This window comes from Acaryochloris marina MBIC11017 (genome assembly GCF_000018105.1).
Lineage (GTDB): Bacteria > Cyanobacteriota > Cyanobacteriia > Thermosynechococcales > Thermosynechococcaceae > Acaryochloris > Acaryochloris marina.
This window is the reverse complement of sequence record NC_009925.1, coordinates 2,962,237-2,985,594: the sequence shown is the minus strand read 5'-3', so window position 1 is coordinate 2,985,594 and position 23,358 is coordinate 2,962,237. Positions and strand designations below refer to the sequence as shown.

25 protein-coding genes, 1 tRNA gene and 3 pseudogenes are annotated in these 23,358 nt (G+C 49.0%); 15 read left to right on the top strand and 14 right to left on the bottom strand.

Translation table 11 applies throughout. The features are described 5' to 3' along the window. Positions 1–53: 53 nt before the first annotated feature. The 9 genes from AM1_RS13395 to AM1_RS13360 form a co-directional block, all read right to left on the bottom strand. Positions 54–1,208 (bottom strand): tetratricopeptide repeat protein, encoded by a 1,155-nt coding sequence (locus tag AM1_RS13395; protein WP_012163385.1) that lies wholly within the window; start codon positions 1,206–1,208, stop codon positions 54–56. Continuing rightward, on the bottom strand, positions 1,205–2,509 hold the full coding sequence (locus tag AM1_RS13390; RefSeq protein ID WP_012163384.1) for an AAA family ATPase: 1,305 nt from the start codon (positions 2,507–2,509) through the stop codon (positions 1,205–1,207). Before AM1_RS13390 ends, AM1_RS13395 begins: the two co-directional genes overlap by 4 nt. A gap of 3 nt (positions 2,510–2,512) precedes the next feature. Next, a protein-coding gene (locus AM1_RS13385; protein WP_148215738.1) for an IS5 family transposase occupies positions 2,513–3,342 on the bottom strand; the annotation gives its coding sequence in 2 pieces (ribosomal slippage) (positions 2,513–2,922 and positions 2,922–3,342; 831 coding nt in all). A 56-nt stretch (positions 3,343–3,398) separates the two neighbouring features. Continuing rightward, the gene (locus tag AM1_RS41000; protein ID WP_012163382.1) at positions 3,399–3,557 is read right to left on the bottom strand and encodes a hypothetical protein; all 159 of its coding nucleotides are present in this window, start codon (positions 3,555–3,557) and stop codon (positions 3,399–3,401) included. A gap of 120 nt (positions 3,558–3,677) precedes the next feature. Further along, positions 3,678–3,944, bottom strand: coding sequence for a PDDEXK family nuclease (locus AM1_RS13380; RefSeq protein ID WP_012163381.1), 267 nt, complete (start codon positions 3,942–3,944; stop codon positions 3,678–3,680). Further along, a complete protein-coding gene (locus tag AM1_RS13375) occupies positions 3,937–4,149 on the bottom strand; it encodes a type II toxin-antitoxin system HicB family antitoxin (protein WP_012163380.1) in 213 nt (70 codons plus the stop codon). The genes AM1_RS13380 and AM1_RS13375 overlap by 8 nt, the downstream gene beginning before the upstream one ends. A gap of 14 nt (positions 4,150–4,163) precedes the next feature. Further along, entirely contained in the window at positions 4,164–6,122 is a 1,959-nt protein-coding gene (locus tag AM1_RS13370) for an FAD-dependent oxidoreductase (protein WP_012163379.1), read from the bottom strand. Positions 6,123–6,169: 47 nt separating this feature from the next. Then, on the bottom strand, positions 6,170–6,949 hold the full coding sequence (locus AM1_RS13365) for a DUF4335 domain-containing protein (RefSeq protein WP_012163378.1): 780 nt from the start codon (positions 6,947–6,949) through the stop codon (positions 6,170–6,172). Between the two features lie 5 nt (positions 6,950–6,954). Further along, positions 6,955–7,560, bottom strand: a complete 606-nt coding sequence (locus AM1_RS13360; protein ID WP_012163377.1) for a DUF3038 domain-containing protein — start codon at positions 7,558–7,560, stop codon at positions 6,955–6,957. A gap of 287 nt (positions 7,561–7,847) precedes the next feature. Here AM1_RS13360 and AM1_RS13355 point away from each other — a divergent pair, with 287 nt between their 5' ends. The 6 genes and pseudogenes from AM1_RS13355 to AM1_RS13335 all read left to right on the top strand — a co-directional run. After that, on the top strand, positions 7,848–8,360 hold the full coding sequence (locus AM1_RS13355) for an adenine phosphoribosyltransferase (protein WP_012163376.1): 513 nt from the start codon (positions 7,848–7,850) through the stop codon (positions 8,358–8,360). A 143-nt stretch (positions 8,361–8,503) separates the two neighbouring features. Continuing rightward, a pseudogene (locus AM1_RS43210) lies at positions 8,504–9,286 on the top strand (WD40 repeat domain-containing protein); the annotation flags it as partial. A 141-nt stretch (positions 9,287–9,427) separates the two neighbouring features. Then, a pseudogene (locus AM1_RS43205) lies at positions 9,428–10,276 on the top strand (ABC transporter permease); the annotation flags it as partial. A 4-nt stretch (positions 10,277–10,280) separates the two neighbouring features. Beyond that, positions 10,281–10,568: a hypothetical protein gene (locus tag AM1_RS13345; protein ID WP_012163374.1), complete on the top strand. Its 288-nt coding sequence runs from the start codon at positions 10,281–10,283 to the stop codon at positions 10,566–10,568. After that, positions 10,565–11,401 (top strand): prephenate/arogenate dehydrogenase, encoded by an 837-nt coding sequence (locus AM1_RS13340; protein ID WP_012163373.1) that lies wholly within the window; start codon positions 10,565–10,567, stop codon positions 11,399–11,401. Before AM1_RS13345 ends, AM1_RS13340 begins: the two co-directional genes overlap by 4 nt. Positions 11,402–11,556: 155 nt before the next feature. Next, positions 11,557–12,438, top strand: a pseudogene (locus AM1_RS13335) (FAD-binding oxidoreductase); the annotation flags it as partial. Between the two features lie 188 nt (positions 12,439–12,626). Here the strand turns inward: AM1_RS13335 and AM1_RS13330 are convergent. From AM1_RS13330 to AM1_RS37600, 3 genes are read right to left on the bottom strand one after another with little or no spacing between them, the layout of a single operon-like run. Further along, positions 12,627–13,181 (bottom strand): peroxiredoxin, encoded by a 555-nt coding sequence (locus tag AM1_RS13330; RefSeq protein ID WP_012163371.1) that lies wholly within the window; start codon positions 13,179–13,181, stop codon positions 12,627–12,629. A 26-nt stretch (positions 13,182–13,207) separates the two neighbouring features. After that, the gene (locus AM1_RS13325; RefSeq protein ID WP_238549287.1) at positions 13,208–13,657 is read right to left on the bottom strand and encodes a GGDEF domain-containing protein; all 450 of its coding nucleotides are present in this window, start codon (positions 13,655–13,657) and stop codon (positions 13,208–13,210) included. Further along, positions 13,635–14,195: a hypothetical protein gene (locus tag AM1_RS37600; RefSeq protein WP_012163369.1), complete on the bottom strand. Its 561-nt coding sequence runs from the start codon at positions 14,193–14,195 to the stop codon at positions 13,635–13,637. The genes AM1_RS13325 and AM1_RS37600 overlap by 23 nt, the downstream gene beginning before the upstream one ends. A 235-nt stretch (positions 14,196–14,430) precedes the next feature. Between AM1_RS37600 and rpmF the strand changes: the two genes are divergently transcribed. Both rpmF and AM1_RS13315 read left to right on the top strand, forming a co-directional pair. Beyond that, positions 14,431–14,610 carry a 50S ribosomal protein L32 gene (rpmF, locus tag AM1_RS13320; protein WP_010476021.1) on the top strand — a complete coding sequence of 60 codons (180 nt, stop codon included), beginning with the start codon at positions 14,431–14,433 and terminating at the stop codon, positions 14,608–14,610. 5 nt (positions 14,611–14,615) lie between these two features. Further along, the gene (locus tag AM1_RS13315; RefSeq protein ID WP_012163368.1) at positions 14,616–15,209 is read left to right on the top strand and encodes a sulfite oxidase-like oxidoreductase; all 594 of its coding nucleotides are present in this window, start codon (positions 14,616–14,618) and stop codon (positions 15,207–15,209) included. 3 nt (positions 15,210–15,212) lie between these two features. On the opposite strand, the gene AM1_RS13310 is transcribed toward AM1_RS13315, so the two are convergent. Next, complete coding sequence (locus AM1_RS13310) at positions 15,213–16,217, bottom strand: vitamin K epoxide reductase family protein (protein ID WP_012163367.1); 1,005 nt, start codon at positions 16,215–16,217, stop codon at positions 15,213–15,215. 132 nt (positions 16,218–16,349) lie between these two features. On the opposite strand from AM1_RS13310, the gene AM1_RS13305 reads away from it, so the two are divergent. The 7 genes from AM1_RS13305 (at position 16,350) to AM1_RS13275 (ending at position 22,436) form a co-directional block, all read left to right on the top strand. Continuing rightward, complete coding sequence (locus tag AM1_RS13305) at positions 16,350–16,796, top strand: ABA4-like family protein (protein WP_041659821.1); 447 nt, start codon at positions 16,350–16,352, stop codon at positions 16,794–16,796. A 14-nt stretch (positions 16,797–16,810) separates the two neighbouring features. Beyond that, positions 16,811–17,287, top strand: coding sequence for a GNAT family N-acetyltransferase (locus tag AM1_RS13300; RefSeq protein WP_012163365.1), 477 nt, complete (start codon positions 16,811–16,813; stop codon positions 17,285–17,287). Between the two features lie 4 nt (positions 17,288–17,291). Then, entirely contained in the window at positions 17,292–18,335 is a 1,044-nt protein-coding gene (trpD, locus tag AM1_RS13295; protein ID WP_012163364.1) for an anthranilate phosphoribosyltransferase, read from the top strand. Between the two features lie 59 nt (positions 18,336–18,394). Then, entirely contained in the window at positions 18,395–19,939 is a 1,545-nt protein-coding gene (locus AM1_RS13290; RefSeq protein ID WP_012163363.1) for a helicase C-terminal domain-containing protein, read from the top strand. 111 nt (positions 19,940–20,050) lie between these two features. Further along, the gene (locus AM1_RS13285) at positions 20,051–20,278 is read left to right on the top strand and encodes a DUF2839 domain-containing protein (protein WP_012163362.1); all 228 of its coding nucleotides are present in this window, start codon (positions 20,051–20,053) and stop codon (positions 20,276–20,278) included. A gap of 159 nt (positions 20,279–20,437) precedes the next feature. Further along, a tRNA-Cys gene (locus AM1_RS13280) sits at positions 20,438–20,508 on the top strand. Between the two features lie 632 nt (positions 20,509–21,140). Beyond that, positions 21,141–22,436, top strand: coding sequence for a DUF1835 domain-containing protein (locus AM1_RS13275; protein WP_012163361.1), 1,296 nt, complete (start codon positions 21,141–21,143; stop codon positions 22,434–22,436). 56 nt (positions 22,437–22,492) lie between these two features. Here the strand turns inward: AM1_RS13275 and AM1_RS13270 are convergent, their stop codons facing one another. Beyond that, on the bottom strand, positions 22,493–23,341 hold the full coding sequence (locus AM1_RS13270) for a DUF928 domain-containing protein (RefSeq protein ID WP_012163360.1): 849 nt from the start codon (positions 23,339–23,341) through the stop codon (positions 22,493–22,495). Between the last annotated feature and the right edge of the window lie 17 nt (positions 23,342–23,358).

Below are 23,358 nucleotides of genomic sequence, written 5' to 3'. Positions count from 1 at the left end.
AGACGAATTACCTGAATTTAGTAGCTACTAAAGGCGGATTGAGATGAAATATATCAAAACTTAAAGCGTATTCTACCTACAAACTTTATAACCTGAAATATTAGCTTAATTGCAATATTAGGCTTTGGCCCAAGAGCTTTTTCAAAACTCTGAAAACCATCTTTATATTTCCTTAGTTGCAGGAAAGCGTTTCCCCGGTTGAGCAAGGTCATAGCATCATCCGGCTTAAATGCGAGGGCTTTATCATAGCTTGTGATCGCCTCTTCGAAACGCCCTAATTGATGTAGAGCAATGCCTCGGTTGTACCAGGCTTGATCATCATCCGGCTTAAATTCGAGGGCTTTGTCATAGCTCGCGATCGCCTCTTCGAGACGCCCTAATTGACGTAGAGCAATGCCTCGGTTGTACCAGGCTTGATCATCATCCGGCTTAAATTCGAGGGCTTTGTCATAGCTTGCGATCGCAGATCGATAATCTGCTTCAGCCGCAAAAAGATTTCCTAGCTCAAAGAACAAGTAGATTTGTTCTCGTGGAACAGCATAAATGTCATCAATTAGTTCTTGAATTTCTAAAATTTTCTGAGTTCGCTCTTGTGGTGAGAGAGCTAAATACTTTGCAAAATTTCCTTCCTGAAGAATACGTAATGATTCTTGCTGAAGAACTTGTGAATTAGTGCCAAACGCCCAAACCCCCGATCGCCAATCGAAAAAGTCAGGTGCCCTTCTAGTAAAGTATTTCAGCGCAAATAGAGGCACCAAAAAGATAAAGCAAATATCAAAATCATCTCGAAACCGCTCCCGCTGTAAATTCAAGTGGCCTAAAATGCGTGGCAGTGTGTTGAGGTTGTAATATTCTCCCTCTCCTTGATATCCAGGTTTAATATCAGCAATCAAAGACTTTTCAATGCCTTTAATAAATAAAACGTCTATTTGATCCTGATTTGGTAAGGCTGCAACCATTTCATAAAAGTTATCGATAGGCTGGTCTAACCTTAAAACCTCAATCTTTTTTTGCGATTCAGACGAAGGTGGTTGACTCCCTAAATCTAGCTGAACTCGTTCAATTAATTGTTCTGCCTCTGCAGGCGAACAGCGTACAAACGATAGGCCAAATCCGTTTGTCCAACGTATAGTCCTCAGTAAAGCTTGATACCCTGCTTCCGGATCGACCGCTACATCCTCGTCCCAATCCGTCAGTGACTGAGTCATGATGCTTCATCCTCAGTTTTAGTCTTTGCCTCGACCTTTGTCATTGCCGCATCCTCAGCCTTATTTAAAGCAATCTGAAATTCTTGGATCCCTCGGATTAAGGGGTGCACATCATACCAGCACTGTAATTCCTCGTTCTCATCCAAAAATCGATACTCCAAAATACAGCGATTAAATAGAAGTTCGCGATGCACTTCATCATTCAGAACCTTCTTAGTCACAGCAACCTGGGCCAAAATTGTCCATTGGCGTTCATACACTGCATTGCGATAAGTATTGCGAGCTTCCGTAATTGCCCGTTTAACCGTTCGCTCTGTAATCGGCAGAGCTTGAGTCCGCCGCACCGAAGACTGCGCCAACAACATTAAATTGCGAACATGCCCCCCACTCATAAGACAAATTTGATTCAACGTTTCAGGTGCGTCGAAAATCTGTGAGTCTAACCCTAAACTAGCATTCACGACTTCTGTCCTGTAAATCCGCCTAGCAATAATATCTTTCATAATTTCTAAACCTGGCTGATGTTCCTTCCAATCTGGCTTACGTACCATAATCATCGGCAACACCTGCGGGTCGGTATCGTAGATATCCCGCAGGTCCGTAGCTCGACCAGAATAGACCAGAGAAATCGGCACTGTATAAATCACATGGCAATTCAGCGCCTTGAGCTGTTCATTACGGTCAATAAAAATTTGTTCATGGTTGCTGCGTCCCCCTTCTCCAGCAATCACAGGCGTAATCCGATCCAGGTTATCGGCAATTACCACCAGCTTTTGGGTAGATTTATAGTCTGATTTTGCCATTGCCTCCTCAATAAATTGATTCAGCGCCTCGATCAAAGACACCGTATGAGGTTCAACAATCTTGCGAATTTTTGCACGAGTATCGGGGCTAGCCTTTAGGGTGGCCGTCAATTTGGCAAACTGAGTAATTTGGGACTCTATTGAAATGTTGTCTAGAGTAATCTCGCTTTGTAGCAGTTTCTTCAATGCTTGACTTCGGGACTGCATCCATCGCCAAACAGGGTTTTCCTGAGGTCCTTTCAGGACTTGCAACAAATGGCGAGTACAGGCCAGCAAAATATCCGTATATTGAGCATCCTCCGCATCAATATCCTCATCGTCCGCTGCAAAGTACACCACTTGGAAGTCATGATCTTGCAAAAATTTTGCTAGCCGCAACAGCTCTGTTGACTTCCCTGCCCCTCGATGTCCGGTATAAAGCTGGTGGGTAAAGCGCTCCGCTAGTAGAATAGACCTCTTGCAATATTCATTTGACGATGTGGTATTGCTGTTTGCCATTCCTTAAGCAGCCAAAGATAGCTCATGGTTATAGAGAGCTGCAATCAAGTTACACCGCAGCGCGTAGCGACGACGACGATTACGATAGCGCTCCGACAGAATTCTGAAAATCTTCAGGCTGCGATTAATGTGTTCAATGCCCATTCGTTCCTGACTCAGAGCACGGTTGTACTCTCGCTGGAGGGAAGTCAGTTCACCGTGTTGTGGCTTCTTGAAAGGAACATAGCTATTGGAGTGATAGGCTGTAATCCCTTGATATCCGCTATCTTGCAGACTCTCGGTATTTGGATGGATGTGGATACCTGAAACCTTGAAGATCTGAAAATCATGCCGACGACCTTTGCCAAAGTTAAGGCAGATAATCTCTAAAGTGCTACGGTTAGCGATAATCTGGCATTTGAGGGTATGTCTCTTTTTTTTCCTGAATAATACGCTTTTTGTCCTTTTTGAGGACGTTCAATCGGTGTCTCAGTCACATCCATCACGACAACATCAGGTCGCTCAAATCCTTGTATTAGATGTTTCTTGCCGGGTAGGCGGAAGAGTCCTGAGTTCATCAGAGCACTCTCGACCTGCTGGACTATACGGCAAACCGTTGATTCAGAAACGTCCCAATCTCCAGCAATGTGGAAATAGGTCCGATATTCTCGCCAATATTGAAGGGCCACTAATAGTTGATCGGGGCGGCACAACTTTGGAGGTCGCTCTGCATTAGAGTGACTTAGGTGATAGGTGTGCCATGCGTGGAGCATGCGTTTGAAGGTTTGCTTGTAGACCCCAGTTCGTCGCTTAAAGTCCTTTGCACTCAGCTGTTGGGCTGTTTCGTAATTCATTGGGTATGGTACTGAATAGAAAGAACATCAGGCTCAATACCATATCGCAAATCCAATTATGCAAGAGGTCTAATCTGGTTACCCAACTCCACCAGAATATCTCCATCCCCTCGTACTTCCCGACAGTCTACATATACCGGATCTCTCGCGGGCAAAGGCCGAAAGGGATCAAAAGCATTGTAGATTCCCCGCAAAATCTCAAAATCTTCAGCCACGTCTTGACTCTCACCAATCCAAATCTTTCTGCAATTCTATGGCATGAGTCCCAAAATCAGGTTTTTATCCCTGTTTACCTCTAGATCAGTTGCCGGGTTGTTAGTAAATGACCATACTCCTTAGCCACTCAAATCATGAAGAGTAGCCAAAAAATCTTTCATCGCTTGCGGTTGATCCTGGGGGCAAACAAATTGGGCCAACATCTCAAAATCCAGCTCAGGAAAAAACTGACTGCGAGTCATAACTTTTATCCCATCACGCAAATCAAAAAGCTGGAGCCGATCATCTTGCCAAATCAAAACCTCCGATACCCCCAACCCCTGATAAATCGACAGCTTATCCACCCCGCCACTCGTTAAATTCACCTCAATGGCAAAATCAGGCAAATTCTTTAGCAGGTAAGGGTTTGCCTGCAGCCGTATAGTCTTCGATTAATAGTTCTAGGACTTCTTGGGCGTTATTCACTGCTTCTGTGTAAGTATCGCCATGAGTGAAATAGCGCTGCAGCTCATGGGCAAATTCAGGGAGTTCTACCAAATAGTATTCATCTTGCTCAGACCAAATGATGTTGACGCGATATTTGTGTTTCATCGTTCGCTCCCTCACTAATTCTTCCAGTTCAAATTAAAAATCGACATATAGGGAAACGCTGTTGGATTTTGATTTCGATTCAAAATCGCCTGCAACTTCTCCAGCTGCGGACTCCGTCGCGGCAAATTCTCCACCAACTGATAAGGCAATACCCCCTGATTCAGCACAAATGCCGCCGTCGTTCCCGCTGCTGCCCCCGACGACCACTCAAAACTATGGACCCGATAGGTCGCAGCACTAATATGACTCGTGGCAATACTCTTCCCCGTCACCAGCAAATTGTTAATCCGTTGTGGAATCATCGCTCTTAGCGGAATTTGATAGGGATAGGTCTGCGTCGCCCCCTGTCTTTCCCCTGGCCGTTCTTGATTGCCCGGTGCTTGGGGTGGACTGAGCTGCATACAGGGATGGAAATCAATCGGATAGTGACCAATACCCACACTGTCGGGGTAGATACGAGATCTGGTTCGCAGCTCCACTTCTGCTAGCGGCACGCGATCTAAAATCACATCCAGAGTTTTTAACCCTGCCATCCGGGTAATTAAATTTCGGTAGTCCGTTCCCGATAGGGTGTTGCGGTAATAAGGCAACCGAAAATCCTGCTTAGAGACATCCGTTTCCGTAATCACAAAGCCTTGAGGATAACCATAGCTATAGCGGCCAATTAAGCGCCGACTCTCTCGCATATAGGGAAATTTGGACAAACCGTGGGCGGTGCCCATCGGCGAATCTAGCCCCTTCAGGTACTTGAGATTAGGCCAAGGCTGTTTGGGAGGGGCCGCCACCTTAGAATCCGTGGTTCCCGCTACCAGCCAATAAAAATAGCCCTGGGCCAATTCTTCGCCTCCCTGCAGACTGGCAATTCGTAAGCCCCCCTGCCAATCTTGGAGCTGTCCATCTGCTTGGAGTTGATCGCGGGTCAAAATCAGATTGTCTTGGGCGGTGCCAGGTCCATAGTCATTGCCTCCCCCCCAGTTCTGCATGGAGATATCGCCTACATTCACCTCTGCATCAGCAGTGCCCGGCTTGACGCTAAAAATACGGCGATAGCTAAACACTAAGTTGGACGTTTTGGCATAGCGTGGCTTGTCAAAACTATAGAACGGCTCGTATTCAGGGTAGAACGCAGGCGGCTGATGAACTGGCGGAGTTGCAGTGGCCTCCATGGCAAAGGTATAGGTGCTGGCCTGGGTGCAATAAGGGTCAGCCTGTTCGCTGGAGGAAGACGGTTCTAGATGGGAGCGAGGGTCGATGCCGAGACGGTAGGGAAGGTCTGCTAGCGCCAGCAGTTCTCCCGTCTCTGTGGCCTCTACCACGATCCATTGCCCAGTGGCGGGCGGCTGGAATTGCAGAATGGTTTTAGTGAAGCGATCCGAATCTTCTTCTGTGTAGCTGTCGGCTAGGGTTTGGGAAAGGGGATAGGTATTGAGAGGGGGTGCTCCAGGGGCAGGCTGATGCTGAATACCTCGGACTGAAGTAACCAAATCACCCTCAGGATTGGTTTCTAGGGACTTAACCACCGTATTGGGAAACAAATGGAGCTTACCCTTCCCTTCGGCCTCCGCTGTTTTCAGCATGTCTAGAAGGAGGGTATGTCCCTGTTGGGGTAAAAAGCAGACCAGACTCACCCAGCAATCACCGGGGCGATCTCGTCCTGATACCTCAATCAATCGCTGGCGAAATTGGGCATAGCCCCTGGGGAAAATCCCGCGAGTGCGTTGTCCTACGGTTTCATCTAAGGCTGAGGTGCCCTGAGACGAAATCTGGCCACCCCACCAGTCTGTTAGCTCCGTCATGCACACTTCACGACCAGCCATTAAGGCTTCATAGGTAGTGGCCACCCCTGCCAGACCACCCCCCACGACTAAAATGTCGCAGTTCACCATGCGATCAATTGGTCGGGGCGCTGCTAGAGCAGAGACGTTTCCCAGACTCCAGAGAGCCGTAACGATTGCCCAGACAGATCGATTCATGACGCTCGCGAATTTATAGGTGCAGCTTTAATAGGTAGGAAAAGAAGTTAAGGAGATTCTTCTGGTTCGGGCGAAGCCTCTGGACTTGGCGATGCCTCCGTGTTCTCTGGACTGGGAGAGGCGGCAGGGGATTCTTCTGGAGAGGGGGAGACCTGGATGGGTGGAACGCCAGGAGGTGCGGTCCCTGGTGCGGGGCTCTCCGTGCTGGTGGGTGCGGTTTTAGGGGGATCCTTCGGCGGTGGGCTAGCTTTGGGAACCGGCAGGAGGTAGAAGATCGAGGCTGCGATCGCAACACTGGCTGCACCCAATACGGCAGACGTGGATTTCTGCAGGGCTTGGCCTGAAGCTGCTTCTGAACGGGACAAGGGCCGCACGGCCAGGGAGAGATTGGGCAGGGTTTGCTGATCGGCTAAGAGTTGATCTAAGGCTTCCACAAGATCAAACAGCTGGATCGTGGTTAAGCCCACTCGCACCGGATCGTCAGCATCGCTGGGGGCTTCGTTGAGGAGTTCCAGGGGAATGGTCAGCTCAAACCCATCTTCTTCCTTGGGCAACAGGTGAACCGCAGACTGATCTTGGTTCAGCTTTGCCAAGCGACGATGGGGGACACCACTCATCCAGGACTGAGTACATTGATTCGTGGCTTGAATCAGGCTATTGAGCAGATCCAGGCCGCCGATCAGGGGTTTTTTTAAATCCCCAAACTGGCACTCTAGGCGAAGGAGCACATCTAAGGATTCTCCGAGGGCGGCATCCGTGATTGAGTTACTGATGCCTTCGAGGTTGAGGGTACAGTTGGGCAGAATAAATGGGCGTTGGATGGTCATTGGGGTTAGGCCACTTCTCCATCAAACAGACTAGACCAAAATCGTTCCATTCCGGCTGTTCCGGTACAAAACAGCACTTGTTCCAACAGACTCAACGCCAGCTCATCCAGGCGCTCATTTTCTTTGTAAGCCGCAATAGCCGTACGATTGGGATTCATACGACTGCGGAAATGACGACGAAATCGTTCTAAATAATTAGCTAACGGCACACTGTGATCGGGCGTCAGCTGTTTCTCGGCGAGTTGTCGCTGTACATTTAAAAGCTGTCGGACCTGGGCGGTTTGGCGACGGGCGATGTGACATCCTACGGCCACCAAGGCTTTGGCTTTATCCAAGCTCAGGGAGTCGCGCTGATGAGAGCGACGCAGGGGATTGGTATTGCGCGACTGCCAAAAGTCCACCCGATTTTCGATTACATCTTGGAGCTGCAGTTCTTCCAGGCTCATCAACATCAATTCCGAGGCATAGAGGTCCAATGCTTCGATGGCCAGCAACACAAAATCGAGCTGAATCCGGGTTCGTCGTGGACAGACCTGAGCAGGGACATCTGGGTCTGGCAACGCCTTCAGAATAGGGGAAGTGAATTGTTCAGTGGGGCTATCGGCTTGCATTACGATTCCATTACGACAAGAATACGGAAGAGATTTTTAATCAACGGCTGAAGAAACCTTAGCATTGGCATCCAGATCTAGACTGCCCGAAAAAACCCCTCGACGATGCGTTGCTCTAAAAGTTCACACCCAACCTGGCCTGATGGGGCAGGGTATTGGGGGAATCAGCGGGAGCTATCCAGATTGTCAACCACATTAGTGTACGATTTCTGACGTACCGTCCCCTGTCCTTTCATCAGGATAAAAGGTCATCCCATCTGTACACCTTGCGCAAAATCACAACCCCTATGGATCTCAAATCACTGATTCGCGATATTCCCGATTTTCCCAAGCCTGGCATTTTGTTTCGGGACATTACGACCTTGTTGCAAAATCCTGATGGTCTTCGCTACGTGATCGATCAGTTCACGGAGGATTATCGGGAGCAATCCATCGATTATGTGGTGGGAATTGAGTCCCGAGGCTTTATCTTTGGAGCGCCGTTGGCCTATCAGTTGGGAGCTGGCTTTGTGCCTGTGCGCAAACCTGGCAAACTGCCTGCGGCCATCCATGCCCAAGAATATGAGCTGGAGTACGGCACGGATCGCCTCGAAATTCACCAAGATGCCTGTCCTGCAGGTAGTCGGGTGCTGGTTGTGGATGACCTTCTGGCAACGGGTGGCACAGCTGCAGCGACGGCCCAACTCCTTGCTCCCCTAAACTGCACACTCGTCGGCTTTGGGTTTATCATCGAGCTGACAGGCTTAGCCGGGCGGCAAAAATTGCCCGACTGTCACATTAATGCGTTGGTGGAGTATTAGTTATCGGTAGCGAGCTTATCGGGTACACCATTAAGCGGGTGTTTCAAGGTCTGATCACCCTATTTTTGGCATCGCTATTGACCTTTTATATCGTCGATTTAGCCCCCGGCGACTACCTCGATCAGTTCAAAAATAATCCCCAAATGTCTCAAGAGCGCCTAGAAGAGCTGCGCCAAGAATTTGGGTTGGGCAATACCTGGGGCGATCGCAGTGCCGTAACCACATTTACAGCCAAAGACATTACCGCCGTAGCCATCAAGCCCGATGGCAGCCAGATTCTAACCGGGGAGGCGAATACCGTTGCCCTTTGGGATGACCAGGGTACCGTCCTCAAGACCCTGGAAGGCCATCAAGGGGCGATTACTGCTCTCGCGTTTAGCGCCGATGGCGAGCTGATCGCTTCCGGCAGTGCGGATCAAACCATTAAGCTTTGGAAAGCTGATGGCACCCTGGTGAAAACCCTAGAAGGCCATCAAGGAGCAGTGACGAGTTTAGCCTTTAGTAGTGATGGGAAAACCTTGGCCTCTGGGAGTGAAGATCGAACGGTGCGCCTGTGGAAAACTGAAGGAGGTCTCCTTCAGACTTTGACAGGGCATACAGGCTCAATCTCTTTGCTCGCCTATAGTCCAGACGGTAGTCTTTTAGCATCTGGCGGTGGGGATAAAACGGTGCGCCTGTGGAAAACTTCTGGCACCCTCCAGCAAACCTTGACCCATAAAGGGGCGATTACGGCCCTCCAATTTAATCAAAATTCAGAAGAGCTGGTGCTCAATACTATTGCCAATCACCAGACCTGGCAGCAATGGAATTTAGAGGGTAAATCTCTGAAAACGGAGGATTTAAATCAACTCCATTCTCAACCGATTACTGCGGCTGCCTTTAGTCCAGATCGAACCACCTTTGCCACCAGCGTTGGCAAAACGGTGCGCCTGTGGTCCCAAAAAGACAATCAGCCTTTGGGCAATTTCGAGGGTAAGCAAGGCCCTCTAGAAAGGCTACAGTTTGCTGATAATGGAGAACGATTGGTCCTGATCAATGCCGATCAGTCTGTGCAGGTATGGCAAAAGGATCGGTCTTTAATTAAGCAGTATGGCCTCTGGCTCAAAAATATTTTTACCTTTGATTTATCTCAGATTTGGAAAGGCCACTGGGGGCAGATTTATCAAGGAGATTTTGGCGAAAGCTTTAGCTATCAGCGCCCCGTTACCGCTTTAATTTGGGAGCGGATTCCCAATACCCTGCTGTTGGCCATTGCCTCTCTAGTGATTAACTGGAGTATTGCCATTCCTCTGGGTATTGTCGGGGCGGTGAATCAGAATCAGTGGAGCGATCGCATTCTCCGTATCTTCAGTTATATCGGCCAGGGATTTCCCAGCTTTATCACCGCTCTACTGCTGCTATTTTTGGCCCAGAGTACGCCTCTATTTCCCGTAGGTGATATGACCAGCATCGATCATGCTGATCTCAACTGGTTCGGCAAAATTTTGGATGTGGGTTGGCATATGATTCTGCCGACTTTAGCCCTCAGCGTCACGGGGTTTGCGGGCCTCCAGCGGATTACTCGTGGCAATATGCTGGATGTCCTGCGGCAAAACTATATTCAGACGGCCCGTGCCAAAGGCTTACCGGAAAATAAGGTGATCTATACCCATGCCCTTCGCAATGCCGTTAATCCCCTGATTACTCTGTTGGGGTTTGAATTTTCCAGTTTATTAGGGGGGGCCTTTATCGCTGAATTCTTTTTCAACTGGCCCGGATTGGGGCAACTCTTGCTCAAGGCCGTCCAAGCCCAAGACCTGTACTTGGTGATGGCAGGGTTGATGATGGGGGCAGTGATGTTGATTGTCGGCAATTTGCTGGCGGATATTCTCTTAGCCGTCGTCGATCCGCGCATTAAGCTCAGTAACTTGAATTAGGCCGATGAACACTGCCCTCTACTACACGCTTCGCTCTCGGGCCGATGGTAATTACCTGGCTGCTCAGCCTAATCCTGAAGCCCCTCAGCGCTATTTGCTGCTGTTCCCTGAGCATTATGATGCCCTCAGCTATCTCAATACCCATGCTCAAGCCGCCGCCTCTAAGTTTAGTGTCGAGTCCATTGGTAAAAGCCAACTACGAGGAATTATGGACCGTTGGCAATTTCAAGGCATCGGTATGGTAAAAGATCCTCTGATTCCCCGCATAGAGTTTATGAGTTTGGCAGGATGAACATTGGCATCGTTGGCCTCGGTTTAATTGGTGGTTCCTTGGCCTATGATTTCCGGGCCTTGGGATATAAAGTGCTAGGCGTGAGTCGCCAGCCCCAAACCTGCGAGGATGCGGTCAAGCTCGGAGCCGTCGATGCGGCCAGTAGCGATCTTGCTTCGCTGGCTCCCGTAGATGTTGTGTTTATCTGCACCCCGGTCAGTGTGATAGATGCGATCGCAACCCGTTTAATTCCTCATTTGTCTCAAAATGCGATTCTCACAGATGTCGGCTCTGTCAAAGGAACAGTGGTGAAGCGCTTAACCCCTTTATGGCCTCGCTTTATTGGCGGTCACCCGATGGCAGGCAGTGAAGAAACGGGCATCCATGCAGCTCAGTCCCGGCTTTTTGCGGGCAATCCTTATATCTTGACGCCCACCCCTGAGACACCAGCCGATGTGATCGAGACGATGAGAGATCTGATCGGCCAGCTAGATTGCAATCTCTATGAATGCTCTCCTACGGTTCATGATCGGGCGGTGGCTTGGATTTCCCACCTGCCTAAAATGACCAGTGCAGCGTTAATTACTGCTTGCTTGAGTGAAGGGGATTCAGAGATTTTGAAACTCGCTCAATCTTTTGCTAGCTCCGGCTTTCGAGATACGAGTCGCGTGGGGGGTGGCAACCCGGAACTAGGCTGCATGATGGCCCAGTACAACCGGGAAGAACTGTTGCGATCTCTCCACCAATACCGCCAAAGTCTCGATCAGCTTACAGAGGTCATAGAACGTTCAGACTGGCTGGCTTTGGAACGCTTACTGAGTCAAACTCAGACGGAACGACCTAAATTCCTGTAACAGCTATCTGATAAATCTAAAGACTCTTGGAAATTGTACCGATAGTGACAATGGGATCCAACGAATACCCCTAGGCTTGTTGGAGTCTTAATATCTCCTCCACTGCCAGTTATGGTGGTGGTTCGCTCACTTCAGATTCAATCTCTATGCAGCTAAAAGAAAAAATCCCAGTCAATATTTATCGTCCCAAAGAACCTTTAACGAGTCAGTGTCTGACTAATGAAGAGCTGGTTCAGCCCGGTGGAGAAGGAACAGTTCGCCACATCACCTTTGATTTAGCAGGGAGCGATTTTCATTATCTTGAAGGGCAAAGCTTAGGGATTATTCCAGAAGGGACCGATGAAAACGGTCGCCTTCATAAGCTGCGGCTTTATTCAATTGCCTCCACGCGCCATGGTGATCAGGGCGACGACAAAACCGTCTCCTTATGCGTTCGGCAGTTGGAATATAATCATCCCGAGACAGGCGAGCGGGTATATGGCGTTTGCTCTAGCTATTTAAACCAGCTCCAACCCGGTGCTCCTGTTAAAATCACAGGTCCGGTGGGCAAAGAAATGCTCTTGCCTGATGATCCAGAAGCCAATGTGATTATGATTGCCACAGGTACAGGCATCGCCCCGTTTCGGGCTTATCTGTGGCGATTGTTTCAGGAAAAGCATCCTGACTATCAGTTCAAAGGCAATGCATGGCTGTTCTTTGGTGTGCCCTACACGGCCAATATCCTCTATAAAGAGCAACTAGAAGCCTTAGCCACGCAATTCTCAGATCAGTTCCAACTCACCTATGCCATTAGTCGGGAGCAGCAAAATCCCCAGGGCGGCAAGATGTATATTCAACATCGTATCGCCGAGCAGGCAGATGCCCTTTGGGAATTGATACAGAATGACAAGACCCATACCTATATCTGTGGTTTGAAAGGTATGGAAGGGGGCATTGATGACGGCATGTCCGTCGCCGCCCAAAAGCATGGCGTCGATTGGATCGAATATCGCAAAGCCCTCAAGAAAGCCGGACGATGGCACGTTGAGACTTATTAAAGTTAGGTCAATTAATCATTTCTTTGGCATTCGCGATATCTTCACTTTTGACTGATATCTTTAATTCCAGAGATAAGCAAACCCTTTAAACCTCATTAGCGCGTTGGGTCGTCATCAACCCAATACGTGCATTCCAACAAATATGCCCCCTTTCGGGGGCGTTTTTTTTTGGCAAATCAGGATTCTGTTCAACTCGCGGCTTGGAGTTCGTCTAAGCGGGCTAACACTTCTTCGCTATGGATCACAGGACGCACCTTGACGTACTGTTCTCGCAGAATTCCCTCTGGATCGATCAAATAAGTGTGCCGTAGGGAAAAGTAGCTCATCCAAGAGCCATAGGCTTTACTCACACTGCCATCTTCATCGGCTAACAAGGGAAATTTCAGCCCTTCAGAATCACAAAATTCAGCGTGGCTATCTACGGAGTCAACGCTAACGCCAATGACTTGGGTGTTGCGCTCGATATATTTCGGTAGGTCCTGCTGGAACCGTTGGGCTTCGACAGTACATCCCGGCGTAAAGTCTTGGGGGTAGAAGTATAAAACCACCCACTGACCTCGATAGTCCGATAATGACACCTCACCATCCCCTGTATTGCTAGGCAATGTGAATGTGGGTGCAGGTTGATCCAGAGGCGGTGGGTCACCCCCCATGGCAAAAGCTGCAGGGGCAGCCATAACTAGGGAAACAATCAGTCCCAGAACAAGACAGATACGGGTTAGATGATGGCGTAGCGGTTTCATATTTTGGTTATACCTGGAAAAAGAGATTACCTGCACATCACTTGATTGCGCCCTGCCGATTTGGCCCGATAGAGATAATCATCGCTTCGCTGCATCCAGGTCGTCCAGTCTTCTTTAGGATGTAGGGTGGCTACACCAATGCTGACCGTTACGGAATGATCCGGGAGAAATGGTTGGCTTCCAATTAAATGGCGTAGTTCTTCCGCGACCAGATATCCACTCTCGGTATCTGACCCATAAAAGAGCAACAGAAATTCTTCGCCTCCAATTCTAAAGACCTGATCGACACGGCGCAATCGTTCTTTGAGCAAGCCGCTGATATCCCGCAGCACTTGGTCGCCAGTAGCATGGCCAAAGGCATCATTAATGGCCTTAAAATGGTCGATATCTAGGGAAGCAAGCGTCATAGAAATGCCCATCCGCTTACTTTGGGCGATAGCTTGCTCAAGGGTCTCATGGAGGGACGTTCGGTTCAGTAACCCAGTCAGTGGATCTGTGATGGCTTGAAGCTTGAGTTTCTGTTGTTGGGCGATTGATCACTCGAACAAAAATCGCGGAAAAAATGCTCACCATTACTACTGTCGAGATCATCCGAATGGCTAAGGCTTGCTCAATAATGTGCCAGGCAATGGGGAAGGTAATGGACAGTAGCGTGAGATTGGCGATCCACGCTTTCCGCTCTGGCAGCATAAAGTAGCAGGCAATAACAGAGGGATAACACCAAAAAATTCCGATTATCCCTTGCTGAATAAATGTCAGATTGAGAAAGAAGATGACGATAGGCACCAGCACTAGCAGGGTGAGAGTATCGGAATAGTAATTGCGTTTCGTGATGGTCCAGGTATTGAAGGCAAAAATTCCATTGATTAACAGTCCACCTACACCCAGTAAATGCCGTCCTTGTAGAAAATTATTGATGGAAAACGGTGTCATCAGCACAATGCCGACAATCGCTAGACCTAGGGATGATTGATGTAAAAAATCGTGAGCCTGCTGGGAGGAGTGGCGATTCAACGGCGTACATCTTCAGAAATTTCAGCAATCTTATCGGAAGAGAGCAGCATCCTTTTGTTGTAGTGAGAGGATATCCAGTGAAAAATTAAGTTGTTATCGACATCTAGGCACTAAATTTGGTCCTAGAGATTGCTTGAGAGGATCTCTGTCCCATGTCTCCTAGTATGATTAGCGCTTGCTCAAGAGTTCAATGTTAAGATGGCAAAGCTGTATTTTTATTTCCTAATCGATACCCATGGCTGTCCCAAAGAAAAAGACATCCAATTCTAAGCGCGATTCTCGTCGAGCCCATTGGAACCGCAAAGCAAATTTAGCTGCTCAAAGAGCGCTGTCTACTGGTAAATCTATTCTCACAGGCCGAGCCAAAGGCTTTGAATATCCGACTAAGGATGACGACGAAGACGATGATGAGTAAGGGACGTGGGTAAGTATTTTCGCAAACCCAACATAAGCGAAAAGCAGCGTGTTCCTCCGGGGCAGCATCTAGCGAATCGGTTTCCAGTTCTGACCTATGGTGAAACGCCGCACATTACCCCCCAAGATTGGCAATTGAAGGTTTGGGGCTTAGTTAAGGAACAAACCTTTGCCTGGTCCGATATCCTAGCCTTACCTCAATCGAATTTCACCGCTGATTTTCATTGTGTGACTCACTGGTCCAAGCTAGATGTAAGCTGGGCCGGTTTTGCTGTATCTGAGTTTATGCAGCTTATCGAGCTGCAGCCAGGTGTTACCCATGTGATGCAGCATTGTTATGGGGGCTACACGACGAATCTCACCCTCGACGATTTCCTACATGAGCAAAGCTTCTTTGCCCATACGTTAGATGGACAAACACTCCCCACCGATCATGGTGGGCCGCTACGTCTGGTTGTGCCCCACCTCTATGCCTGGAAGAGTGGAAAGTGGCTGAACAGTTTAGAATTTTTGGATCACGAACAGCTTGGGTTTTGGGAAGCAAACGGATATCACCGTCGGGGAGAGCCCTGGGCAGAAGAGCGCTACAGCAGTCGCTAAAAATTATTGCAGTACATTCTTGAAGTTTTTGGGACCCTGATAACCGGAATATTCTGCTAAATCGATTAAAGATTGCTGACCCGAATAGTAGTTATCGCCAATCTTCCAAGTTGGAAAACCGGCATCTCGGCCAATGATAGGTCGCAGCTTCTCGCTGGCTTTGCCTAATTCCTCCGTACATAAATCGACTTGAGGACTAGGGCCTTCTGGTGCACATTCGACGTAAGGCATTTCAGAAATGGCTTGGACACCAAACAATTTTTTCTGATCCGCGCAATGGGGACACCAAAAGGCGCCGAACATTTTGGCATCCGTTTGTTTGAGATGTTTCGCTAACTCCAGTTCGGCTTCTCCAGATGAATCAGTGATGGTAAAGAACACTTGACCCGTTCCAGACGTGACCTTGTACTCCGTATCTGAATTGGCTGCGACGGGCCGATCAATCTGTGAGTAAATGCCTAAGGTGCCGACTAACGTCACCACTGAAACAATAATGCCTGTAAAGATCAGCTGACCGGCATCTTCCCAAGATCGCCCCAGAATGGTGAGCAGGAACATTAACGTGGCCAGCGTAGCTGAAGCAACGCAATAAATACAAATGGCTCCCGCACCATAGGGCACCACAAACTTAGCGTACATGATGTACATCAGATACCAACTGAAGAACATCATGGCCGTGGATCCCATAAATAACAGGAACCAGGTGGTGTTCTCAGCGGTTGCTCGCAACTCTTTGTTGTCGCCACCGATGGCCAGGGGGGCCAAGGCAAAAATAGCCATGGCAATATAAGCCAGCAGGCCAAATAAGGCTAAGGGTTGACCTAAGACGGTGGCATAGGGACTAGACAGAACCAGATCGCATCCCTCTGTAGGACAGGCTGCTTCTCCACCTGCCAGTTTGGTGGCCGTCAAATATCCTGTATTCGTAGCCCCCAAAACAGCAAGGGCTCCAATCAGTGGTCGTGACCAACGATGTAACCCAGAAGTCTTTGTACGACGGCGTGGCATAGGTGTTCCCTAAGTTGAATATTGATAGACGCAAGACTCATTTATCTTAGACCATAACCCTGAGAACTTTTTGAGCAGAAGATCCCTGATCCGTTGACAATAGGGACAAAAGTCGTTGTAACAGTCTTGATGATGACGATCTCTCAGTGGTTTACGATTGCCAACGTGTTTGTGCTGCCCTTCTGGGCATTAATGATTATTCTGCCCCAATGGGATTGGACCCGTCGCATTCTCACGTCCTATTTGCCCTTTGTGGGTCTGGCCATTGTGTATACCTCCCTATTTGCTGTAGCGCTGACACCTGAGTCTGCCAAGGTCTTAGCGAATCCCACCCTTGCTGATATTGCTCAGTTGTTTGGTCAAGAACAGATCGCAGCGGCAGCTTGGGTGCATTTTTTGGTGATGGATTTGTTTGTAGGACGCTGGATCTACTGGGAAGGTCAGCGCACAGGCATCTGGACCAGCCACTCCTTGGTGCTCTGTCTGTTAGTGGGTCCCATTGGCCTGCTGTCCCATATTATGACGGCTGCGATCTCGGAGCGTTTCTCATCTGCTGAGACAGTAGCGGCCGAGGAATAGAAATGGCGAAGGCAATGGTTTCAATTCGGGCTGCCGAACAGGGCGATGTCTCTGCATTGTTTGCGTTGATTCTTGAACTGGCCCAGTATGAGCATTTAGAAGATGCAGTTACGGGAAGTGCAGATGCTCTAAAAGAGCATTTGTTTGGAGACCCGCCTTATGTGGAAGCGCTGGTGGCTGAAATCGATCAGCAGATTGTAGGCTATGCGCTGTTCTTTACCAGCTACTCGACTTTTTTAACCCAGCCGGGGTTGTACTTGGAAGATTTGTATGTGCAAAAGCACCATCGAGGCCAGGGGGTGGGTAAGGCTTTGTTAAAACAGGTGGCTAAACTAGTGGCAGAGCGGAATTATGGCCGCTTGGAATGGAGTGTTTTGGATTGGAACGAATCTGCGATCGCATTCTATGAAACACTAGGAGCAACCGTTCTCCCCGATTGGCGAACTTGTCGAGTCACGGGGGCTGCTCTCACCACTCTAGCCTCAGGATAGTGTTATGACCTTAGCACCAGATACCCTAGACGGGTCTCAACTCCTCCAACAACTCCTAGACGGTCAGTCCTTGACCCAAGCAGAAGCCTCGCAATTGATGGAAGGCTGGCTTCAAGACGCTGTCCCTCCCGTCCTGTCGGGAGCGATCTTGGCCGCCCTGCAAGCCAAAGGCGTGTCAGCAGATGAGCTATCAGGGATGGCCACCGTGCTCTTGCAGCAATCGGTGGAGTCAGGGGTCGCAATGCCCAGTCCCTTGATTGACACCTGTGGAACTGGCGGCGATGGCGCTTCAACCTTTAATATCTCCACTGCCGTTGCCTTTACGGCAGCTGCTGCTGGGCTTCCGGTGGCTAAGCATGGCAACCGCTCTGCCTCTAGTCGGGTCGGATCCGCTGACGTGCTGGAAGCCTTGGGCATTAATCTGGCTGCCCCACCGGAAAAAATTCAGGCTGCTGTGGCAGAAGTCGGGATTACATTTTTGTTTGCTCCGGGCTGGCATCCGGCCATGAAAGCGGTGGTGCCCCTGCGTAAGACCCTAAAAGTACGCACCATCTTCAATCTATTGGGGCCCTTAGTGAATCCCCTCCGACCCACGGGGCAGGTCCTAGGGGTCTACGATCCAGCACTGCTGTATCCCCTCGCCTCGGCGCTCAAGACCCTGGGTGTGCAAAGAGCGGTCGTTTTGCATGGGCGAGAAAACTTAGATGAAGCCGGATTAGGCGATCTGACGGATATCGCAGTGGTTGATCAGCAACAGGTAAGCCAGGATATTTTAGAGCCTGCGGAATTAGGGTTGACTGCGGCCCCGCTGACGGCCCTAAAAGGCGGTGGTGTGGACGAAAATGCCGCTATTTTACAAGCGGTGCTCCAAGGCAAAGGCACATCTGCCCAAACCGATGTTGTGGCCCTGAATACAGCATTAGCCTTATTTGTCGGTCATGCTGTAGAGACCTATGCTGAGGGAGTGACTCAAGCCAAAGCCATTCTGGCTAGCGGTGCTGCTTGGCAGAAGTTGCAGCAGTTAGTGGCTTTTTTACAGCAGGCTTAGGCCCTCGGCACATTCTGAGGACTGTGCCAGAATGAAAGTCATGCATTGTCTTTTTAGTTTTGATTGTGATTGAGGTCGAAGTTCATCGCCAACTCCATGCCTTCCTGCGAGATCAGGGTTCTGATCAATGGCCTCATCACCTCACCATTGCTCGCCTCGTTGCTCGTGCCTTCCGGCTTAAGCGCAGTGCTCTGATTCAGATTAGTGCGTCAGCGAAACATCAAGGGCTGCATCGACTCAGTTATTTAGCGCCGCTGATGATTTGGCGAGACGCCGTTATCCTAGTGGCGCCCCTGGCTGCGCAACAGCAATTGCTCCGGGTTGAGATGCCCCACCTTCACGAATGGATGCAGATCAAAAAGCCAATTTTGGCTGCTGACCATTGGCCCGGAAGTCACTTTAAAGGCGTTTTACTGGTCACTCCAGAGGTATGGTTACGAGACTACCTGACCCAGGCCTATCAATTTCCCTCTGATATCCCTACCCTGATTGATAATGCTGACCAGCTTGAAGGTTGGGCTCAGCAACAGCTCACCCTGTCGCTCCACCCACCGGACTGGGAGCAACTGATTTGGTGTTACCCGCCGCTGCTAGAGTTGATTCGGGAAACTCGGGTTAAGCTAACTCGTGCGCTTTTCCAGCACCCTGAGAATCCCTATGGCCACACCCTTATTGAGCAGAAAGAACGTCAAATTTTAGCCCAGCTACATCAAGCGATTCTGGCTCATGGTATGGCCCTTAGTCCGCCGAATTGGCAGCAGTTTTGGCAGGCCTATCAATCGGATCATCATCTATTGTGGAGTGGCCTAAACCGCGACAATGGTGCTTTTACGTTGCACTGTGCTCCCAATGAAGTCAATCTCAGCTTGCAGGGGTTATGGTCGCGACAGCCGGTTGTACTGATGGGCAGTAGCTTTGACCTTGAACCCGAGGCGAAGCTATTTCGCCAGCAACTGGGCCTTGAAGACATGACCTATGTTCAATTTGGAGCCCATCGAGAGGCGGAAGCGGTGCAGCTATATCTCCCAGATGGCTTACCTATGCCCAATACCCCTTCATTTCAAGGAGCCTTACTGAAGCAGCTGCATCTTCTGATGGTTGCCAATGCCCAGCCTGGGGGACCGACGGTCATTATTATCGAAGACACACCGATGCAGCGCCAAATGGCGACAGCGATGGCCTCGGAATTTGGCTCCCGGGTCCAACTGGAAACGTCAGATCTGGATGCAGAAACGATTCTGATTACCGGCTGGGACTATTGGTTACAGCATCAGGCCACCCTGCCGACTCCCGCCCTGCTGGTTGTGGCTACCCTGCCCATCCCCTCCTTGGAAGATCCGCGGGTGGCGGGTCGGGTGGCTTACTATAAGCACCATCGCCAAGACTGGTTCCGACTCTACCTATTACCTACGGCTTTGCGAACGCTACAGGCTGCGATCGCACCCATCAGACGTCATCAAGGTATCGTGGCGCTCTTCGATAATCGGGTCTTACATCGTAGCTATGGTCAACAAGTTTTAACAGCCCTGAGTCCCTATTCACGCATCAACTATTTGGATGACAGCTTGTTCGCAACGGCGTCTGGTCAGCAGCGGCTTGAGTGAAGGAGACCGTATCTTAAATCAGGATGATCCCTCTGTAATCCATCCCCATTTTGTCGATAAGATTTAGGCAGTACTGTTTGCGACTTTAGTGGTCTAAATTAGGGAAAAGAAATGGGTGAAGCAAAACGTCGTCAAGAAACCTTAGGAAACGACTACGGCAAAGAATCCAAAATGGTGTCTTGGTTTCCGTTGACCAAGAGCCAGCTCGAAAAAATCTATAACTTGGTGATGAAAGGGAGCTGGGTCGGTATATTTCTTGTGCTAGCCTCCTGGTTAGTAGTGCGGTTTATTGGACCGGCCTTTGGGTTATGGGAATTGGTTCCCACAGAAGGTTTATAAGGTATGACACCATAGGCTGCTGAGTTGAGTTTGCTTGAGTGATAACTCCAGTACTCGCTTCTAGGCAGCCATTCTTCTCTAAACCATGATATGGTTGATGGTTGCTGAGCTTTTCGTAATCTTGCTAACCTAAAAGGTAGTAGCTTAAAGTTCTTCAACGGCGGCATAGCCAAGTGGTAAGGCAGGGGCCTGCAAAGCCTTTATCCCCAGTTCGAATCTGGGTGCCGCCTTTAATTAAGAAACAAAGTATAAGAGTGTTCTCCGCTGTATTGGCAGAGACGCCATTTTGTATAGCGTCTTTCGCCAAGGATGGTTGAGTGGCTGATCGGATGAAGGTGCTGAGGTATTGTCAACCGTTCAAGCAATTTTAAGCATAGCGAATCCTTGAAATTTTGGATGTGTAGGTGAATGTTGTATTGGTTGTTTACCTTAATTAAGTAGTTATAGTTTTCTTTTTTGTAGACAATGTTTTCTATATTGCCTATAGAAAACATTGTCTTTTAGGTTCAAAAATCATGTGGAAGTTCGCCTGGTTGGTTGATAATTTAGGTACTCAAATTGGTTGTTCTCAGTATCGCCTAAATATTTCCATAACTCATACCTCATAATCTTTATGAGAAGAGCAAATATTTGCTTGTTTCCGAAAAATGATGCATCTAAGACGTTCTCGGGCATCGGATTAACGCTAGTTTCTTACTATGGCTCAACATAAAAAAATTCTTGTGCAAATAAAAATATTGCTGGTATATTTCTCAATAGAGTGTTGTGAGCACCACCACGTTCGCGGAAAGGGCTGCGCCCATCATTAGTTACGCTAAAAACCTTTTCCTGAGGAGCGAACGCAGGTGATTCTCTGAGCTGCATGTCCCAACACCCTGATTCAAAAAATGATGGCCGCTTAAATCTTGAGCAACAACGCAAGCGCGCTAAAGATATTTTGAAAAAGGCAAAAGCTGGGGATCCTGTATCCATTGATCGCTTTCAGAAATACCATCCGGACTGCCAACCTGGACAGGTCATGTTTATGAATCTGCTGCAATTAGCAGATGCGCAGTTGGTCATTGCTCGAGAAAATCAGTTTTCCAGCTGGTCGCAAATGAAAGCTCACATTGACCAAATGGAATTGATTCGGTCTCAACTGAAAGCCCAGCAACTCCCGCCACCAGATGCTGATTGTTCCACGCTACATATCCGCTGTGGTTCTGATCTGGAACAGCGTCTACAACAAGCCGGGTTTGTGGGAGATTATTTAGCGTTTACCGATCCGTTTTGCCAAGGGCCGGTGCAGTCGCTGACCAATCGGTCAGAGTACATTCAACGACGGGCTGAGTTTATGGCCACAGCCTATGAAATGGAACTAGAGGTCATCCACGATCGCCTTCATACTGAATATCATCACCTGCAAGCCAGCCACCGCTACCCTCGAATTCTGTTGTGGTTTGAAGCCGATAGTTATGACCAGCTTAGCCTATCCTACCTATTGCATTATTTTAGGTATGAATTGGGGGATTCCCAAAAACTAGACTTGATCTGCATTGATTCCTTTCCGGGTATCCGATGTTTTCGGGGTTTGGGGCAGTTACCCTTAGAAGCCTTGCCGCTGCTTTGGTCCCAACGTCAGCCTGTGACTGCTGAGCAGATGCACTTATGCGATCGCACCTGGCAAGCCTTGACGGCTCCTTCTCCAGAAGATCTGTGGTCCATCGCCACGGAGGATACCTCTCAATTACCTGCTCTTGGCCCTGCACTCCTACGTCACTTACAAGAGCTCCCTTGGGCGGAAGATGGTCTCAGCTTAACGGAACGTCTGACATTGACGATTGTGGCTGAAGGGCCATGCCTGGGTCAGGATCTGTTTCAGATGCTAGTCAATGAGCGAGAGCCACTTCCCTATTTGGGAGACACCATGTATTGGTTTGTGTTGCAACAACTCCTCAATGGCCCGCATCCACTGCTTACCGTTCAGCCAGAAACCATGGAGTTACCTTGGTCGCAACGCCACTTCGACATTACACCTCTCGGGCTAGCGCTTCTTGCTCAAACGCAACATTGGCGATCGCTACAAACTTGCGATCGCTGGTTAGGTGGTGTATTAATTCGGCCCAATCAGCCGTGCTGGCAATGGAATCAAACCACTCAAACGCTTTCTTATGCCTAGCCATTGATAAAATGGCCATCTTGAAACCATGCTTCAGCTAGCAATACAGCCATGGATTACTTGAACGATAAGTGGGGGTCTGGGGTACAGCAAGACAGCATGGGTTCCGTGGCCAGTTCTTTAAGATTAATGTCGTCTAATAAACTGTTCCATCTTGAGAGAATGGTGAGATCTTGAGGGGCATCCTGTTTTAAATCAACGAGCATCGCAATCGCATCAAACCATAACCCCTCTTTTAAAGAGATTTCCAATCGCTTCAAGGGAGAGGCGGTTTGCAGTTCTTGCTGGCGTTGGGTGTCCATCTGCTTACGGTAAATTCTGCCGTGGACATAATTGGTCTCGTTTGGCCCAAATTTTGTCAACAGCGTCCAGGTATATCGCTTGCCGACCTGTAAAGGATCTCGATTCTCAGGAATAGGAATACGAATGATGCCGCCTTCCGTTAACGGTAAGACAAAACTGGTTTTGTGGACGTATTTATCATCCTCATCTTGCAAAACGAATTCAATGTTTAGGTGTGTGGTTTTGGGTTGCTCGGGGGTTCTGAACTTCGATAAATAGAACAGAAATTCTGGATGATCCGCTCCAGTCAGGCCCCATATCTGTTTTTCAGCATCAACTTCAGGGACTAGAGCGGTTAAACGAGACGTTGCACATTGTTTGTTCGCAGCTTCTTCTACCGTTTTACATAGCGTGTAAATTTTATCGCCACGGCTACTTCCACCTTCACGCCGACCTGTTGGCGCTCCAGGATCGCTGGGGGGCGTTGGCATGGTAAAGGTCATAGGGTTGTGCTGATGCATAGCCATGACATGAGGTGTGCGCCCAGAAAGTCCTGCACTTGCCACAGTAACAACCGCTAGCGTGAGCAGCATTGATCGAGAAAAAGGTTGGTCAGTCAGCATAAACGAAATCTCCTTTA

Bases quoted from the DNA above. Each gene is read 5' to 3' on its own strand.
- AM1_RS13270 (WP_012163360.1), bottom strand. From the start codon at position 23,341: ATGCTGACTGACCAACCTTTTTCTCGATCAATGCTGCTCACGCTAGCG.
- AM1_RS13375 (WP_012163380.1), bottom strand. From the start codon at position 4,149: ATGAAACACAAATATCGCGTCAACATCATTTGGTCTGAGCAAGATGAA.
- AM1_RS13340 (WP_012163373.1), top strand. From the start codon at position 10,565: ATGAACATTGGCATCGTTGGCCTCGGTTTAATTGGTGGTTCCTTGGCC.
- AM1_RS13370 (WP_012163379.1), bottom strand. From the start codon at position 6,122: ATGAATCGATCTGTCTGGGCAATCGTTACGGCTCTCTGGAGTCTGGGA.
- AM1_RS13360 (WP_012163377.1), bottom strand. From the start codon at position 7,560: ATGCAAGCCGATAGCCCCACTGAACAATTCACTTCCCCTATTCTGAAG.
- trpD (WP_012163364.1), top strand. From the start codon at position 17,292: ATGACCTTAGCACCAGATACCCTAGACGGGTCTCAACTCCTCCAACAA.
- rpmF (WP_010476021.1), top strand. From the start codon at position 14,431: ATGGCTGTCCCAAAGAAAAAGACATCCAATTCTAAGCGCGATTCTCGT.
- AM1_RS13275 (WP_012163361.1), top strand. From the start codon at position 21,141: ATGTCCCAACACCCTGATTCAAAAAATGATGGCCGCTTAAATCTTGAG.
- AM1_RS13345 (WP_012163374.1), top strand. From the start codon at position 10,281: ATGAACACTGCCCTCTACTACACGCTTCGCTCTCGGGCCGATGGTAAT.
- AM1_RS13330 (WP_012163371.1), bottom strand. From the start codon at position 13,181: ATGAAACCGCTACGCCATCATCTAACCCGTATCTGTCTTGTTCTGGGA.
- AM1_RS13395 (WP_012163385.1), bottom strand. From the start codon at position 1,208: ATGACTCAGTCACTGACGGATTGGGACGAGGATGTAGCGGTCGATCCG.
- AM1_RS13285 (WP_012163362.1), top strand. From the start codon at position 20,051: ATGGGTGAAGCAAAACGTCGTCAAGAAACCTTAGGAAACGACTACGGC.
- AM1_RS13305 (WP_041659821.1), top strand. From the start codon at position 16,350: ATGACGATCTCTCAGTGGTTTACGATTGCCAACGTGTTTGTGCTGCCC.
- AM1_RS13365 (WP_012163378.1), bottom strand. From the start codon at position 6,949: ATGACCATCCAACGCCCATTTATTCTGCCCAACTGTACCCTCAACCTC.
- AM1_RS13300 (WP_012163365.1), top strand. From the start codon at position 16,811: ATGGTTTCAATTCGGGCTGCCGAACAGGGCGATGTCTCTGCATTGTTT.
- AM1_RS13310 (WP_012163367.1), bottom strand. From the start codon at position 16,217: ATGCCACGCCGTCGTACAAAGACTTCTGGGTTACATCGTTGGTCACGA.
- AM1_RS13355 (WP_012163376.1), top strand. From the start codon at position 7,848: ATGGATCTCAAATCACTGATTCGCGATATTCCCGATTTTCCCAAGCCT.
- AM1_RS13390 (WP_012163384.1), bottom strand. From the start codon at position 2,509: ATGGCAAACAGCAATACCACATCGTCAAATGAATATTGCAAGAGGTCT.